The organism is Schinkia azotoformans LMG 9581 (assembly GCF_000307855.1).
GTDB lineage: Bacteria > Bacillota > Bacilli > Bacillales > Bacillaceae_J > Schinkia > Schinkia azotoformans.
Genome location: NZ_AJLR01000148.1, coordinates 85618 through 102873, shown reverse-complemented (window position 1 = coordinate 102873; position 17256 = coordinate 85618). Strand labels below are relative to the sequence as shown.

Below are 17256 nucleotides of genomic sequence, written 5' to 3'. Positions count from 1 at the left end.
GTGAAAGCCTTGTAAAGAAATTCAGTGAAACGGCAGTCTGGAGTTAACTATTTTAAAGTGAGTGCATTGGTAAAGCTATACCGTTTTGCAATGTACTAATTAGGGTGGAACCGCGGGAATAATGCTCTCGTCCCTAAGCTGATATTTTTGGCTTAGGGATGGGAGCTTTTTTATATGTATATTTATTTAATCTAAGGAGTGCATGGTAATGGCAGTAGAAAAAACAATGGACAAAATAGTCGCAATGTCGAAGCATCGGGGCTTTGTTTTTCCAGGCTCTGAAATATACGGTGGTTTAGCAAATACATGGGATTATGGTCCACTAGGAATTGAGTTAAAAAATAATGTGAAAAAAGCATGGTGGCAAAAATTCGTGCAAGCATCTCCCTACAATGTCGGCTTAGATGCAGCGATTCTTATGAACCCAAGAACATGGGAAGCATCAGGACATATTGGCAATTTCAATGATCCGATGATCGATTGCAAACAATGTAAAGCCAGACACCGCGCTGATAAAATAATTGAAAATGCATTAGATGAAAAAGGGCTTGAACTGGTTGTTGATGGCCTGCCATTTGAAAAAATGGAGGAACTTATTAAAGAGCATGATATTGCATGTCCTGACTGCGGCAGCAAGGATTTTACATCTATTCGTCAGTTCAACCTTATGTTTAAAACACATCAAGGTGTGACTGAATCAAGTGCGAACCAAATCTTCTTACGTCCTGAAACAGCACAAGGTATTTTCGTTAACTTCAAAAACGTTCAACGCACAATGAGAAAGAAATTGCCATTCGGAATTGCTCAAATCGGTAAAAGCTTCCGCAACGAGATTACACCAGGAAACTTTACTTTCCGTACAAGAGAATTCGAACAAATGGAGTTGGAATTTTTCTGTAAACCGGGTGAAGAATTAAAATGGTATGAATACTGGCAAAAATTCTGTGAAAACTGGCTATTAGCATTAGGAATGACAAAAGAAAATATGCGTCTTCGTGAGCATTCAGAAGAAGAACTTTCTCACTATAGTAATGGAACAACGGATATTGAATATAAATTCCCATTCGGCTGGGGCGAACTTTGGGGTATTGCTTCCCGTACAGATTACGATTTGAAACAGCATATGGAATTCTCTGGTGAAGATTTCAACTATCATGATCAAGAAACGAATGAGCGTTTTATTCCATACTGTGTTGAGCCGTCACTCGGGGCAGACCGCGTAACATTAGCATTTTTAGTGGATGCTTATGATGAAGAAGAGCTAGAGGACGGCACAACTCGTTCTGTAATGCACTTCCACCCTGCTTTAGCACCATACAAAGCAGCGATCCTACCTTTATCTAAAAAATTGTCTGATGAGGCACGTGCAATTTTCGAAGATTTGGCTAACTACTTCATGGTCGACTTTGATGAATCTGGCTCCATCGGTAAACGTTACCGCCGCCATGATGAAATCGGGACACCATTCTGTATTACGTATGACTTTGATTCTAAAGAAGACAATATGGTAACGGTACGTAACCGTGACACAATGGAACAACAACGGATGCCGATCGCAGATTTAAAGAAATTTATTGAAGAAAAAACCAAATTTTAATTTCATGTAAAAAAGAGGGTGTTCAAAAATGCTTTGGACATCCTCTTTTATATCTCCTTATATTTACAAATCCTTGATTTTTCTGTAGTTTAGAATAAGGAATACTTTCTTCTTTTTTCCACAATGTATAAAATTTCTCATTGTTGACATATCTTTAAATATAGGGTTGTACACTTGACACTATTTTTATTGATTTTGGAGGAATGAGACATGTCAATTTTAAAAATTGCCTTTGATACATTAAAAGTTTTTATATTATTTACGGGCTGTACATTGCTTTTTTATTTCGGAATTATCTGGATAAATCAAGAGTACGAACAATATCACCGTTATGATGAGCCGGAGGGCGGGGCTTTAAAGGTATCTGCTCAAGCAAAAGATTTTACACCTACATGGGTTGATCGTCTTATTTATTTTTATCAAAACGGGGAGTAAGTCATTAAAGGAGAGTTCCAGTTTTTATGAATGACCACTTAGAAGAATTTTTACAATATTTATTGACTGAACATGGGGCTGCTAAAAATACGGTTGATTCTTATCGCAGGGATATAAAACAATATATAAAATATCTTGAAACAGCCGAAAAACTCCAATCATTCGATGCGGTTGGTCGAATTCACATATTCAATTATTTAGCATCTTTAAAAGAAAACGGCAAGGCATCTTCATCCATTTCCCGAACGTTATCATCAATACGGGCGTTGTATCAATTTTTACTCCGCCAAAAAATTACGATGGAAGATCCAACCCTTCATATTCAATCCCCACAACTTGAGAAAAGAATGCCTACGGTGCTGACACTAGCTGAGGTAGAGACTTTATTGAATACACCTAAAGAGGATAATGAATATGGGGTTCGCGATAAGGCCATGTTGGAGTTGCTATACGCCACCGGAATTCGAGTATCGGAATTAGTTTCTTTGAATCTGGAAGATGTGAATGTTTCCTTACAATTTGTTCGTTGCAGTGGAAAAGGGAAAAAAGAAAGGGTCATTCCATTAGGAAAAATTGCAACAACTGTATTAGTAAATTATCTTGAAAATGCACGGGGGAAGTTACTTAAAGATAAGGAAAATGAGGCTTTATTTGTAAATCACCATGGCCAAAGGCTGTCAAGGCAAGGATTTTGGAAGATTCTTAAGGGCATAGGAAAGGATGCAAATATAGAAAAAGAACTTACGCCACATACGCTGAGGCATTCCTTTGCTACTCATCTTTTGGAAAATGGCGCAGACCTTCAAGCAGTTCAAGAAATGCTCGGGCATGCCGATATTTCAACAACTCAAATATATTTACAAGCTTCAAAAGCTAGATTAACAGATATATATAAGACCTATCATCCACGGGCCTAATTTTGTGGATAGTATTCTAACACCAAAGACCTAAACTTAATCTTTGCATAAACAAAATGAGGCAAGAGTATCAAGGTCTGACGTCAGATAATAAATATAATCATAGTAATTAGTTCCATCAAAGGGAATAGTATTAAAGGTCTTAATTTTATTTAGCAGTAGTTACGTCAAGGCGATTTGATTGGAGGGAATAAAATGAAATTCAAACGGGTTTTCTTAATCGTAATGGATTCAGTTGGTATCGGAGAAGCCCCCGATGCTGAAAAATTTGGTGACAAAGGCGCAGATACACTAGGTCACATTGCCGAGCGTATGAATGGCTTAAATATGCCAAATTTAGCAAAGCTCGGTCTTAGCAATATTAGAGAAATTAAAGGTGTACCCGTTGCGGAACGCCCATTAGCTCATTATACAAAAATGCAAGAAGCTTCAGTTGGGAAGGATACAATGACTGGACACTGGGAGATTATGGGTCTTAATATTGATACGCCTTTTCAAACATTCCCACAAGGGTTTCCAAAAGAGTTAATTGATGAAATCGAAACTCGTACCGGTCGTAAGGTAATCGGGAACAAACCCGCTTCTGGGACGGAAATACTTGTTGAACTAGGGAAAGAGCATATAGAAACGGGCAGTATAATCGTCTACACATCAGCTGATTCAGTCCTACAAATTGCTGCCCATGAGGAAGTGGTACCGTTGGACGAGCTTTATAAAATATGTGAAATTGCCCGAGAGCTTACTTTAAATGAAAAGTATATGGTTGGACGCATCATTGCCCGCCCATTTATTGGGATACCTGGAAACTTCGAAAGAACAGCGAACCGCCATGATTACGCACTCAAACCATTTGACCGGACAGTCATGAATGAATTGAAGGATAATCAATTTGATGTTATTGCCGTCGGGAAAATTTCGGATATTTATGATGGCGAAGGTGTTACAAAAAGCTTGCGAACGAAATCAAACCTTGATGGAATGGACCGTCTAAATGATACATTTAAAATGGACTTTACTGGCTTAAGCTTTCTAAATTTAGTCGATTTCGATGCAAAATTTGGGCATCGCCGTGACCCAATTGGCTATGGAAAGGCATTGGAGGAATTTGACGAACGACTAGGCGAAGTTTTCGATTTAATGAATGATGATGATTTATTAATGATTACTGCTGATCATGGTAATGATCCAGTTCATCCAGGTACAGATCATACGAGGGAATATGTACCACTCCTCATCTACCATAAGGGGATTACGGAAGGAAAACAGTTGCCGATCTCAAAAACATTTGCAGATATTGGTGCAACTGTTGCCGATAATTTCGGAGTTCCACTGCCAAAGTATGGAAATAGCCTTCTCGATATTCTTTAGAGTGAATAATTAATCTAACGTTTGTTAAAGAACTGGTTCAGGTAATATAAAAAGATTAAAAACTAGGGAGTTTTTCAAATGAGAATGGTGGACTTAATTGAAAAAAAACGGGATGGTCAGGAGTTAACAAAAGAAGAAATCCGTTTTATGATTGAAGGCTATACTAATGAAACGATACCGGATTATCAAATGAGTGCCTTCGCCATGGCTGTCTATTTCAAGGGAATGACAGAGAAAGAGCGGGCAGAATTAACATTAGCGATGGTCGACTCCGGGGATAAAATAGACCTTTCTGAGATCGAAGGGATTAAGGTTGATAAACATTCAACAGGCGGTGTTGGTGATACAACGACACTTGTATTGGCCCCCCTTGTAGCCTCAGTAGGTGTCCCGGTTGCAAAAATGTCGGGACGCGGTTTAGGACACACCGGCGGTACGATTGACAAATTGGAATCAATTAAAGGCTTTCATGTTGAAATCGACAACAAACAATTCATCGATTTAGTAAACAAAAATAAAGTAGCCGTGATCGGTCAAAGCGGTAATTTAACACCAGCCGATAAGAAGCTCTATGGTCTCCGTGATGTAACCGCAACCGTTAATTCAATCCCACTTATCGCAAGTTCGATTATGAGTAAAAAAATTGCGGCAGGTGCTGATGCGATTGTTTTGGATGTTAAAACGGGAGCAGGAGCTTTCATGAAAGATATAGAAGACGCAAAAAAACTAGCAAAAGCGATGGTTGATATCGGAAACAATGTCGGCCGCATGACAATGGCCGTGATCTCGGATATGAGCCAGCCGTTAGGATATGCAATCGGCAATGTATTAGAGGTTGAAGAAGCTATCAACACGCTGAAAGGGAAGGGACCAAAGGATTTATACGAACTTTGCCTCACACTTGGCAGCTATATGGTATTTCTCGCCAAAAAAGCAAACTCCTTAGAAGAAGCACATAAAATGTTAGAAGAAGCGATCCAATCTGGAAAGGCCCTTGAGAAATTTAAGACGTTCATAGCAGCTCAAGGAGGGGATCCATCGCTTATAGATGATCCAATGAAGCTTCCAAAAGCAAAATACAAAATCGAATTAGAAGCGAAGGAAAGTGGCTGGGTTGAATCGATTATTGCTGATGAGGTCGGAAAGGCTGCGATGTTGCTTGGAGCCGGTAGGGCAACGAAAGACTCGAAGATTGATTTAGCAGTAGGGATCGTACTTCGAAAAAAAGTAGGAGACCAAGTAGAAAAAGGAGAATCAGTGGCAACGCTCCATAGCAACTTTGAAAATGTCGATGAAATAAAAAAACTGCTATATCAAAGTTTTACAATATCTCCTACTGAAACAAAGACACCACCATTAATTTACGATAAAATTTCATAATAGTGAATCAATAAAGGGCATTCCAATGGGATGCTCTCTTTTGTTGGAACAAGAGGACCGTCCCCATATTACAAAAAATAAATAAACGTAAATTTTGGTATAAAATGATAAATTATGGAAAAAATGTCGTGTATGAAGATTTTATCCTAAGGTTAGTATGTTTTCTAAAAAAAAGGAGGGAGATAACATGAAAAAACGAGGTTCAAAGATTTTAATATGCTTTATATTTTTGTTGGCACTATTTGCACCGACAGGATTTGCAGAAGAAACAAAAGTCGATTTGGCGGAAGATGCATCATCTGCGATATTAATCGAACGTGACACCGGAACCGTCCTCTTTGAAAAGGAAGCAGATAAAAAGCTGCCGCCAGCCAGTATGACAAAAATTATGACGATGTTACTGATTATGGAGGCATTGGATGAAGGGAAAATAAAAATCAATGATAAGGTAAGAACAAGTGAATTGGCAGCTTCAATGGGCGGCTCCCAAATTTTCCTTGAAGCGGGAGAAGAAATGACGGTTGATGAGATGTTAAGAGGGATTGCGATTGCATCTGGTAACGATGCGTCCGTTGCAATGGCTGAACATATTGCCGGGTCCCATGATGGTTTTATTGAAATGATGAACAACAAAGCGAAGGAACTTGGTTTACAGAATACTAGCTTCAAAAATCCTACAGGGTTGCCGGCAGCTGAACATTATAGTACAGCACGGGATATGGCCATCATGGCAAAAGAATTATTAAAGTATGATTCAATTACAAAATATACAGGTGTTTATGAGGATTATCTGCGCGAGAACACCGATAAGAAGTTTTGGTTAGTCAACACCAACCGTTTAGTAAAATTTTATCCCGGAGTTGATGGTATTAAAACAGGCTTTACCAATGAAGCTAAATATTGCTTAACGGCAACAGCGAAGAAAGACGGCATGAGAGTTATTGCTGTTGTGATGGGAGCTCCAACACCGAAGGACCGAAACAGACAGATTACAAAAATGTTAGATTTTGCATTTAGTCAGTATCGGACACACCCAATGTATGAACGCAATCAGCCGCTATCGAAGGTAAAAGTGTCAAAAGGGGATAAATCTACGATCAATGCTGTTACATCAGAGCCTATATCTCTTTTAACAAAAAAAGGCGAAAGTGTTGATGATGTAGAGCAAGAGATTATAATCAATGAAAATAGTAAGGCACCAATCAACAAAGGAGATGAACTTGGAAAGCTCATTCTAAAAAAAGGTGATAAAATCCTAGTTGAAAGCCCTCTAGTTGCAAATACCGAGGTAAAGGCCGCTACTTGGTGGAATTTACTTAAGAGAACGATTGGCGATTTTGCTAAATATTCAAATTAACATTGTAAAAATAATACGAATAAACACTTATATACACTAATAAACACTAGTTTTGTCGTGTTGCAGGAATTCCTTTAAAGAATAGCGAAAAGACTCACTTAAGACTTTCAGATTAGGAGGAAATTGAGTTGAGTCTCGTCATCAATTTAGAAACTAAAAAAGATGTACTGCTCATCCGTTTAAAAGGTGAGCTTGACCACCACACAGCAGAGAATTTACGTAATAAAGTTTCAGACGAAATTGAAAAAAATAATATTCATCACATTGTTTTAAATTTAGAAGAGCTAGCCTTTATGGATAGTTCTGGTTTGGGTGTAATCTTAGGCCGCTATAAACAGATACAAAGTCAAGGAGGGGAAATGGTTGTATGTTCCATTTCACCTGCTGTAAAAAGACTTTTTGATATGTCTGGGTTATTCAAAATCATCCGCCTAGTAGATGATGAGCAATATGCCCTAAAAACTTTGGGGGTGGCCTAAGTGAAAAATAAAATGGAATTGAAATTTTCAGCACTCAGTCAGAATGAATCTTTTGCTCGCGTTACGGTTGCAGCTTTCATTGCACAGCTAGATCCAACTTTAGATGAATTAACTGAAATTAAAACGGTTGTATCTGAAGCAGTTACGAACGCCATAATCCATGGATATGAAAACAATCCGGATGGTGAAGTGTATATTTCTGTCACGCTTGATGAAGGAGCAGTTCATATAACAATTAAAGACGATGGCATTGGAATTGCTGACCTAGATGAAGCCAGACAACCATTGTTCACAACAAAACCTGAGTTAGAACGTTCAGGGATGGGCTTCACGATTATGGAGAACTTTATGGATGATATGGTAATTGAATCGTCATTACATGAAGGAACAACGATTCATTTAACTAAATACTTAGCTAATAGTAAAGCTTTATGTAATTAAGGAGATCTGCCTATGGATGTGGAGGTCAAAAAGCAAAATAGTGAAACGTATTTAAAAGACCACGAAGTGAAGGAATTGATTGAGCGTAGTCAAGTTGGAGATCAGGAGGCTAGAGATTTAATCGTCCAAAAAAATATGCGCCTTGTTTGGTCGGTTGTTCAACGCTTTATTAACCGTGGATATGAACCAGATGATCTGTTTCAAATCGGTTGTATCGGTTTACTTAAATCAGTAGATAAGTTTGATTTATCGTATGATGTAAAGTTTTCAACCTACGCCGTTCCCATGATCATTGGGGAAATTCAAAGATTCATTCGAGATGATGGGACCGTTAAGGTAAGTCGTTCTTTAAAAGAAACTGGAAATAAGATTAGAAAAATAAAAGATGATTTAACAAAAAGGTTTGGTAGAGCACCGACCATTACAGAAATTGCGGAAGAGCTTGAAATTACTCCGGAGGAAGTTGTTCTTGCTCAGGAAGCAAGCCGTACACCATCCTCTATTCATGAAACGGTATATGAAAATGACGGTGATCCAATTACTCTCCTTGATCAGATTGCTGACCATTCGGAAGCAAAATGGTTTGACAAAATTGCTTTACAAGAAGCTATAAGGGGTTTGGATGAAAGAGAACGGTTAATAGTTTATTTGCGATACTATAAAGACCAAACACAGTCAGAAGTGGCTGGAAGATTAGGGATTTCACAAGTACAGGTTTCGCGCCTTGAGAAAAAAATTCTTCAACAAATGAAAGAGCAGATGGATATTTGACGCTAATTGTCAAATATCCTTTTTTTGTTTTTGAAACCAATTATTGGACGGATGATTTCCGAATGAGGCAACTATTCCACATCCATACTACATATACAAGGATTTAGCTTTACGAAGTGAGGTGGACCAGATGAAAGAGGATACGATATATCTCAGGATGCGGCTTAGAGTACAAACTAAACCCGATTCAATCATAAAAATAGGGGATATTACTCAAGTTATCGGTCCCGAAAATATAGTTAACCAAATCCAGAGCCTGTCGTTATACCAGATCTCCAAAAGTGACAAGAATATTGTAGTAATTGATCTTATGCATATTATCAATACGATACAAAGCTTTAATTCTGCCATTGATATTCAAACAATTGGACCAACGCAAACCATAATTGACGTAATATATAAATCTAAAAAGCCGAACATTGGATTTATAATACTCGTTTGGCTCTTATTATTTATAGGATCTGCGATTACAATTATGAACTTCCATGAGGATGTGTCCATGCAGCAGGTACATCAAAAACTTTACTATATTATAACCGGAGAAGAGCTAATAAAGCCGTTACTATTACAAATCCCTTATTCTTTAGGATTAGGAATTGGAATGATCCTATTTTTTAATCATTTGTTTAAAAAGCGAATAAATGAAGAACCAAGCCCCCTTGAAGTCGAAATGTTTAAATACCAACAAGATTTAGATCAATATGTAATTATTAAAGAAAATAAAGAAACGGTAAAAAGAGTGGGCCATGACCCTTAAAATTCTGTTGACCATATTTATTGGCTTTGCAGGGGGACTTGCTGTTGGTGCTGGTTTTGTGGCTTTTCTTACTGTACTTGGTGTAATTCCAAGATTGACACAATTAACGAAAACGATGAAATGTATTCATTTATATGAATGGGGTGTTGTTCTTGGAGCAATGGCGGGCGGGTGGATTGGCTTGAGAGAAACCATCTACCAATTTTCATCTTTGTTTGTGATTCCAATTGGATTGGCAAATGGCATCTTTGTAGGAATGTTGGCCGCTGCTTTGACGGAAGTATTAAATGTATGGCCGATTTTAGCAAAAAGGATTGGTGTCCAAGAGAAATTAATCATTTTACTATCTGCAATCTTTTTTGGGAAAATTTTCGGATCATTATTCCATTGGATCTATTTTGTTGATCTACTAAAACATTCATGAAATTAGGTGACGTGAATTGGGGGAGAAATTCTCAAAAGAAAAATACAAACAACAGATTCAATCTTTCCAACCTAAACAATCCATTTTTGTAAGCTGCATGAAAGCTTTTATCATAGGTGGTTTAATTTGTGTGGTCGGCCAAGGGATACAAAACTTTTATATTTCGTTTTTTAATTTTACAGCAACGACTGCAAGTAACCCCACGATTGCGACAATCATTCTGCTGGCAGCGCTATTTACCGGGTTAGGAGTATTTGATAAACTAGGCCAATTTGCCGGAGCCGGAACACTAATACCAGTGACAGGTTTTGCGAATTCGATGGCAAGTGCGGCACTGGAACATAAAAGTGAAGGTTTAGTTTTAGGAGTAGCCAATAATATGTTTAAAATTGCGGGAGCTGTTCTTGTATACGGAGTGGTAGCAGCAGCAATTATTGGGTTTATCCGTTATTCAATAACAACAATTTTATTGTCATAAAAGGGTGATCCTGATGGGAAGATTAGGTAAACAATCCTGGTTGTTTCAAAATGAAATTTTTGTAAACTCAACGGGTACTGCTGTCGGTCCGACTGAAGCAGAAGGTCCGCTAGGTTCAAGTTTTGATATTAAATATCCAGATCTTTATTGCGGTCAAAAGACTTGGGAACTGGCTGAAAGAAAATTAATGGAAGATTCAATTGAAGCCTGTTTGAATAAAGTCAATTTAAAACATGAAGATATTGATTTCTTTTTGGCGGGAGATTTATTAAATCAAAATGTTACCTCCAACTACGTGGCTAGAGGAAATCAAATTCCTTTTTTATGTATGTTTGGTGCCTGTTCGACATCAATGGAGACACTGGCAGTTGCTTCCTCTTTAATAGATGGTGGCTTTGCCGATAAAGTGTTAGCATCTGTTAGCAGTCATAACGCTACAGCTGAGCGCCAGTTTCGAAATCCGACAGAGTTTGGTGGCCAAAAGCCTGATACAGCAACATTTACAGTTACAGGCGCAGGTTCTATTCTAGTTGGAAAAGAAAAAGGGTTTATTAAAATAACAGGAGCAACCATTGGCCGGGTCATTGATTATGGAATTGGTAATCCTCTTGATATGGGCTCAGCGATGGCTCCGGCAGCAGCAGATACGATAATGGCCCACTTTAATGATTTTGGAAAAACACCACAGGATTATGACCTTATAGTGACTGGAGATCTGTCGGGTGTAGGAACGCCAATTTTACGAAAAATGCTGACAGATGAAGGGTATCATGTTGGCGCAAGTCTTAATGATTGTGGTCTCATGGTATATCATGCTGAACAAGCTGTATTTGCAGGTGGAAGTGGTTGTGCATGCTCTGCCGTTGTCACTTATGGTCATCTAATCAATGAACTTAAAGTAGGTAATTTAAAGAGAATATTTGTAGTTGCTACGGGTGCATTATTAAGTCCGATTATGATCCAGCAGAAGGAGACCATTCCAACCATAGCACATGGTGTTGTTTTTGAAAGGGTGGAATAAAGATGACTGAATACATGACTGCATTTCTAGTTGGCGGCATGATTTGTACGATAGGGCAGGTTCTTTTAGATAAATTCAAGCTCACGCCTGCACATGTATTAAGTTCATTCGTTGTGGCGGGAGCCATTCTTGAGGGTTTTGGGTTGTATGATAAATTAATTGACTTTGCAGGGGCCGGTGCTACTGTACCGATTTCGAGCTTTGGCCATTCTTTAATTAATGGAGCAATGGCTGGGGCGGAGGAACATGGTTTTACAGGCATTATAACGGGGATGTTCCAGCTTACATCGGTTGGCCTTTCTTCTGCCATTTTGTTTGCATTTTTAGTAGCAGTAGTCTTTCGTCCAAAAGGGTAAGGTGATATTCTTATGAAACGAAAAGTAATTTTGGTTACTGATGGTGATGAATACGCAAATAGTGCAATTAAGTATGCAGCAAAAAAGGTTGGGGGTCGCTGCATCTCGCAATCAGCAGGAAACCCTACCCGATTGTCTGGGGAAGAAATGATTAAATTAGTTCATGCCGCACCGAATGACCCGGTATTTTTAATGTTTGACGATAGCGGGATAACTGGGGAAGGAAGTGGGGAAAAAGCTTTGAAATATATTGCCACTCATCCTGACATAGAAGTATTAGGAGTAATAGCTGTTGCTGCAAGGACAAGGCATAATGAGTGGGCAAGAGTAGATGTTTCGATTGATCGTGATGGGAATTTAACGGAATATGGCGTCGACAAAAATGGTTTACCAGATATTGAAATAGGCAGAATAAATGGAGATACCGTTTATGTTTTGGATGAAATAGATGTTCCGAATATCGTTGGGGTTGGTGATATCGGAAAAATGGCCAGATATGATTCCGTCAAAAATGGCTACCCGATTACATTACAAGCCGTTGAACTGATTTTGGAAAGGAGTGGATTTTCGTGAACGACAAAAATGAAGTCAAAATACCGATTTCCCCTGCCATAGGTTCCAACGAAGAATTCTTGAAGAAGCGAATTGGTATTGGGACAAGTTTTGATTTAGGTGTCCGAAAGCTAAAAGTATTGAAAAAGGATATACAGCTTTATTATTTAAATGGACTTTGTGATTCTGCTTATATAATTGAATTATTAAAGGAATTAGTTGAAATCAATGATAATGAACGATCTTTTAAAACAAACACAAAAGAAGTAATCCACAACCGTCTAATTCACCAACAGGTTGAAGAAATTAAAGATATGGACAAGGTCGTAGATCAACTTCTTTCTGGACTCATCATAATAATGATAGATGGAGAAAATACCGCATTTGTAGTTGACGTTAGAAGCTATCCAGGGCGTAATCCCGAGGAGCCCGATACAGAAAAGGTAGTACGTGGAGCGAGGGACGGGTACACCGAAAATATTGTTGTCAATACGGCTTTAACAAGAAGACGTATTCGTGATGAACGTTTGCGCCATGAAATCATTCAAGTGGGTGAACGCTCGAAAACGGATATTTGCGTAGCCTATCTTCAAGATGTAGCTGACCCTAATCTCGTTGAAATTATAAAAAAAGAATTAAAGGAAATTGAAATTGACGGGATTCCTATGGCCGATAAAACGGTTGAGGAATTTATCGTAAAACAGGGATGGAACCCCTACCCAATGGTTCGCTATACAGAAAGGCCCGATGTAGCAGCGACCCATTTGTTGGAAGGTCATGTCGTCATTATGGTTGACACCTCACCAAGCGTTATCATTACACCGACAACTTTTTTCCATCATGTTCAGCATGCCGAAGAATATCGTCAAACTCCTTCCGTAGGAGCCTTTTTACGATGGGTTCGTTTTATTGGTATGATCGCCTCTGTTTTATTAGTTCCAGTATGGTACTTATTTGTGAAAAATGAAGAACTCCTTCCGAATTCTCTAGAATTTATTGGACTAAAAGAGGAGTTTACGATCCCGATAATCGTCCAGTTAATCCTAGCAAACTTGGGAATTGATATGTTGCGGATGGCAGCTATACATACGCCAACACCGTTATCAACAGCAATGGGTTTAATTGCAGCTGCATTAATTGGACAAATCGCCATTGATGTGGGATTGTTTTCTGCAGAGGTTATCCTTTATGTTGCTGTTGCTGCGATTGGGTCATTTGCAACCCCAAGCTATGAGTTAAGCGTCGCGAATAAGCTAGCACAAATCTTTCTATTATTTGCCGTCTTTTTCTTTGATGTGGCCGGTTTGGTTGTTGGCCTTACAATTCTCGTATTATTCATGGCATCAAAACGATCTTTAAATACACCCTATTTATGGCCGTTTCTTCCATTTGATCCAAAAGCGTTTGGACAGATCGTTATTCGAGTGGCTGTTCCTTTAACTAAAACAAGACTTAATGCAACGAATCCGCGGGATGATAAAAAACAACCTACAAGAAAGCCTTTATTAAATTAAAACCCAAACATTTGATAATAAAAAAATGTATAACTTTAATTATTGCCAATTTAAACATGTATATGGTAAAGTTTAATTTATTAATGAGAGAACAAAATTTAGAGCTGTCACAGAAAATGTCAGGCCCAAATTATAGGAAAGGAACCTATAAAGCCAGACACTTTTTCAGACAGCTTTTCTTGATATAAAGACAAGGGGGAAATGTATGTTTTTTTATGGAACAAGTCGCATTAACGCTTTAAGTCATCTTGAAATTGGCGGAGTAGACACGGTTGATTTAGCACAAAAATATGGCACTCCATTATTTGTTTATGATGTAGCTCTAATGAGAAAAAGAGCAAGAGCATTTAAAGAAACTTTTGATAAGAATCAAGTTAAGGCTCAAGTGGCCTATGCAAGTAAGGCTTTTTCAACGATAGCTATGATTAACTTAGCTGAAGAGGAGGGCCTAAGTCTTGATGTTGTTTCAGCCGGAGAGCTTTATACGGCATTGGCAGCAAATTTCCCAGTTGAACGCATCCATTTTCATGGCAATAACAAAAGTGTAGAAGAAATTACAATGGGAATTGAAGCCGGTATCGGTTGTTTTGTTGCAGACAACTTCTATGAGTTGCAAATTTTGCAGCAAATTGCAAAAGAAAAAGGCACTATTGTCTCAGTATTATTACGTATTTCTCCAGGGGTTGAGGCCCATACACATGATTATATTAGCACTGGGCAGATTGATTCAAAATTTGGTTTTGACTTAAAAAGTGGACAGGTTGAAAAAGCGATCGAGATTACAAGAAATTCAGAAAACCTTGAGCTGTTAGGAGTTCATAGCCATATCGGCTCACAAATATTTGAAACAACGGGCTTTTTAATGGCTGTAGATACTATATTTGAAGCGATTGAGAAATGGTCAAATGAATTAAGCTATGTTCCGAAGGTGTTAAACTTAGGTGGTGGCTTCGGTATACGATACACTGAAGAAGATAATCCAATACCACCTGAGAACTACGTCGTAGAAATTATTGATAAAGTAAAATCACATGTAAAACATCTTCAAATTGAGATGCCTGAAATTTGGATTGAACCAGGTCGCTCTATTGTAGGAGATGCTGGTACAACACTATATTCCATTGGCTCTAACAAAGAAATTCCTGATGTTAGGAAGTATGTGGCGGTTGATGGGGGTATGGGAGATAACCTAAGACCTGCTTTATATCAAGCTAAGTATGAAGCCATCTTGGCCAATCGCGCTAATGATATCGCTGAAGAAAAGGTTTCTATTGCGGGTAAATGCTGTGAATCCGGTGATATGCTAATTTGGGATTTACCTCTTCCAAAAGCTAATCCAGGTGATATTTTAGCAGTTTTCTGTACAGGAGCCTATGGCTATTCAATGGCTAATAATTATAATCGTATTCCAAGACCTGCTGTTGTATTTGTTGAAAATGGCGATGCACAGCTTGTTGTTAAACGTGAAAGCTATGAGGATATCATTCATTTAGATATTCCTTTAAAAAGTAAATTAAAATTAAGCTAAAGTGTCCTTATGTAGGGCACTTTTTATTTTTTAATTTTTATGTTATAACTAGAAGCATCATATACATAATCAAAAAATGGATAGAAATAGAAAGGTTGACTGTAATGGAAGAAATTAAACATACGTCCTCGAATTTTATAAAAAATATTATTATAGAGGATTTAAAGGAAGGAAAATATGAGGAAGTAATTACAAGATTTCCTCCAGAACCAAATGGTTATTTACATATTGGACATGCAAAATCCATCATACTAAATTTTGATTTAGCTGATGAATTCAACGGTAAAACAAATTTACGTTTTGATGATACAAATCCATTAAAAGAAGATACCGAATATGTTGAATCAATTAAAGAGGATGTTAAATGGCTCGGTTATGATTGGGACAGTCTTTTCTTTGCTTCAGATTATTTTGAAGAAATGTATAATCGTGCAGTCCTTTTAATTAAGAAAGGGAAAGCATATGTAGATGATTCTACACCTGAAGAAATCCGTGAAATGAGAGGGACTTTAAAGGAGCCGGGCAAGGAAAGTCCGTACCGAAATCGTTCAGTTGAGGAAAACTTGGACCTCTTTAACAAAATGAGGGATGGAGAGTTTAAGGACGGCGAGAAGGTTTTACGTGCTAAAATTGATATGACATCGCCAAATATTAATATGAGAGATCCCATTATTTACCGAATAGCTCATGCCACGCATCATAATACTGGAGATAAATGGTGTATTTATCCAATGTATGACTTTGCACATCCACTAGAAGATGCCATTGAAGGTATAACCCATTCGATTTGTACGTTGGAATTCGAGGATCACCGCCCGCTCTATGATTGGGTTGTACGAGAGTGTGAAATGGAAGCACAGCCGAAGCAAATCGAATTTGCCCGTTTAAATATAACCAACACAGTTATGAGTAAACGAAAATTAAAGCTTTTAGTTGATGAAGGCTTTGCAGATGGCTGGGATGATCCAAGAATGCCAACTATTTCAGGGCTCCGAAGAAAAGGATATACACCAGAAGCGATTCGTGCTTTTTGTAAAGAGATTGGGGTTGCAAAAGCTTATAGTGTTGTCGATGAACAAATGCTTGAGCATTTTGTAAGGGAAGACCTGAAATTAAAAGCTCCAAGAACGATGGGGATCATTCGGCCGTTAAAAGTTGTCATAACAAACTACCCTGAAGGCGAAGTGGAGTGGCTTGAGGCTGAAAATAACCCTGAAAATCCAGAGATGGGTGTACGGAAAATTCCATTTTCAAGGGAAATTTATATTGAACAAGATGATTTCATGGAAAACCCTCCAAGCAAATATTTCAGGCTCTTCCCTGGCAATGAGGTTCGCTTAAAGCATGCTTATTTTATTAAGTGCCACGACTTTATTAAGGATGAGGATGGGAATGTTGTGGAGCTCCATTGTACGTATGACCCTGAAACAAAAAGTGGGACCGGTTTTACAGGTCGCAAAGTAAAAGGTACATTACATTGGGTGGAAGCGAGTCACGGAAAACAAGCTGAATTCAGATTATATGAACCATTTATTTTAGATCAAGAAGAAAATGAAGAGGAAGGAAAAACATTTCTGGATTACGTTAACCCTAATTCTTTAGAAATATTACAAGGGTTTGTCGAACCGGAAATGATAAACGCTAAAATACAAGATAAGTTTCAATTTTTTAGACATGGGTATTTTAATGTCGATTCCAAACATACAACTCCAGAAAAACCTGTTTTTAATCGGATTGTGTCATTAAAAAGCTCATTTAAACTATAAACTTCATATTTATTTACAAAAAAGTGTCTGGTGCTAATTACTAGGCGCTTTTTTTATTTGTATCTGTAAGCAGAAATATCCTACCATTTTCCAATAATGTGAACAAAATTTGAAA

18 protein-coding genes and 1 other annotated feature (1 of these 19 only partly in view) are annotated in these 17256 nt (G+C 38.0%); all 18 genes read left to right on the top strand.

All coding sequences use genetic code 11. From position 1 onward, the window contains the following. Window positions 1-138: a binding site (T-box leader), on the top strand; it begins 58 nt to the left of the window's first position. A gap of 70 nt (window positions 139-208) precedes the next feature. The 18 genes from BAZO_RS18745 (at window position 209) to BAZO_RS18660 (ending at window position 17141) form a co-directional block, all read left to right on the top strand. Next, window positions 209-1597 (top strand): glycine--tRNA ligase, encoded by a 1389-nt coding sequence (locus BAZO_RS18745; RefSeq protein ID WP_003333026.1) that lies wholly within the window; start codon window positions 209-211, stop codon window positions 1595-1597. A gap of 210 nt (window positions 1598-1807) precedes the next feature. Further along, window positions 1808-2032: a YqzK family protein gene (locus BAZO_RS18740; protein ID WP_003333025.1), complete on the top strand. Its 225-nt coding sequence runs from the start codon at window positions 1808-1810 to the stop codon at window positions 2030-2032. A 26-nt stretch (window positions 2033-2058) separates the two neighbouring features. After that, window positions 2059-2949 (top strand): site-specific tyrosine recombinase XerD, encoded by an 891-nt coding sequence (gene xerD / locus BAZO_RS18735; protein ID WP_003333024.1) that lies wholly within the window; start codon window positions 2059-2061, stop codon window positions 2947-2949. 195 nt (window positions 2950-3144) lie between these two features. Continuing rightward, a complete protein-coding gene (gene deoB, locus BAZO_RS18730; protein ID WP_003333023.1) occupies window positions 3145-4317 on the top strand; it encodes a phosphopentomutase in 1173 nt (390 codons plus the stop codon). A 78-nt stretch (window positions 4318-4395) separates the two neighbouring features. Then, window positions 4396-5697 carry a pyrimidine-nucleoside phosphorylase gene (locus tag BAZO_RS18725; protein ID WP_003333022.1) on the top strand — a complete coding sequence of 434 codons (1302 nt, stop codon included), beginning with the start codon at window positions 4396-4398 and terminating at the stop codon, window positions 5695-5697. Between the two features lie 187 nt (window positions 5698-5884). After that, window positions 5885-7054, top strand: a complete 1170-nt coding sequence (locus BAZO_RS18720; RefSeq protein ID WP_003333021.1) for a D-alanyl-D-alanine carboxypeptidase family protein — start codon at window positions 5885-5887, stop codon at window positions 7052-7054. Window positions 7055-7182: 128 nt separating this feature from the next. Then, a complete protein-coding gene (gene spoIIAA, locus BAZO_RS18715) occupies window positions 7183-7533 on the top strand; it encodes an anti-sigma F factor antagonist (protein ID WP_003333020.1) in 351 nt (116 codons plus the stop codon). Further along, window positions 7534-7974, top strand: a complete 441-nt coding sequence (gene spoIIAB / locus BAZO_RS18710) for an anti-sigma F factor (protein ID WP_003333019.1) — start codon at window positions 7534-7536, stop codon at window positions 7972-7974. It abuts the gene before it with no gap. 12 nt (window positions 7975-7986) lie between these two features. After that, window positions 7987-8745, top strand: a complete 759-nt coding sequence (gene sigF, locus BAZO_RS18705) for an RNA polymerase sporulation sigma factor SigF (RefSeq protein WP_003333017.1) — start codon at window positions 7987-7989, stop codon at window positions 8743-8745. A gap of 130 nt (window positions 8746-8875) precedes the next feature. Then, on the top strand, window positions 8876-9502 hold the full coding sequence (locus tag BAZO_RS18700) for a stage V sporulation protein AA (protein WP_003333016.1): 627 nt from the start codon (window positions 8876-8878) through the stop codon (window positions 9500-9502). Then, window positions 9492-9926, top strand: a complete 435-nt coding sequence (locus BAZO_RS18695) for a stage V sporulation protein AB (RefSeq protein WP_003333015.1) — start codon at window positions 9492-9494, stop codon at window positions 9924-9926. Before BAZO_RS18700 ends, BAZO_RS18695 begins: the two co-directional genes overlap by 11 nt. 16 nt (window positions 9927-9942) lie before the next feature. Next, window positions 9943-10404, top strand: a complete 462-nt coding sequence (gene spoVAC, locus BAZO_RS18690) for a stage V sporulation protein AC (protein WP_003333014.1) — start codon at window positions 9943-9945, stop codon at window positions 10402-10404. Window positions 10405-10417: 13 nt separating this feature from the next. After that, a complete protein-coding gene (spoVAD, locus tag BAZO_RS18685) occupies window positions 10418-11425 on the top strand; it encodes a stage V sporulation protein AD (protein ID WP_003333013.1) in 1008 nt (335 codons plus the stop codon). Between the two features lie 2 nt (window positions 11426-11427). Further along, window positions 11428-11781 carry a stage V sporulation protein AE gene (gene spoVAE, locus BAZO_RS18680; RefSeq protein WP_003333012.1) on the top strand — a complete coding sequence of 118 codons (354 nt, stop codon included), beginning with the start codon at window positions 11428-11430 and terminating at the stop codon, window positions 11779-11781. A gap of 12 nt (window positions 11782-11793) precedes the next feature. Continuing rightward, the gene (spoVAEA, locus tag BAZO_RS18675) at window positions 11794-12354 is read left to right on the top strand and encodes a stage V sporulation protein SpoVABEA (RefSeq protein WP_003333011.1); all 561 of its coding nucleotides are present in this window, start codon (window positions 11794-11796) and stop codon (window positions 12352-12354) included. Then, entirely contained in the window at window positions 12351-13847 is a 1497-nt protein-coding gene (locus BAZO_RS18670) for a spore germination protein (RefSeq protein ID WP_003333010.1), read from the top strand. The genes spoVAEA and BAZO_RS18670 overlap by 4 nt, the downstream gene beginning before the upstream one ends. Before the next feature lie 205 nt (window positions 13848-14052). After that, the gene (gene lysA / locus BAZO_RS18665; RefSeq protein WP_003333009.1) at window positions 14053-15375 is read left to right on the top strand and encodes a diaminopimelate decarboxylase; all 1323 of its coding nucleotides are present in this window, start codon (window positions 14053-14055) and stop codon (window positions 15373-15375) included. 104 nt (window positions 15376-15479) lie between these two features. After that, the gene (locus tag BAZO_RS18660) at window positions 15480-17141 is read left to right on the top strand and encodes a glutamine--tRNA ligase/YqeY domain fusion protein (protein WP_003333008.1); all 1662 of its coding nucleotides are present in this window, start codon (window positions 15480-15482) and stop codon (window positions 17139-17141) included. Window positions 17142-17256: the final 115 nt, after the last annotated feature.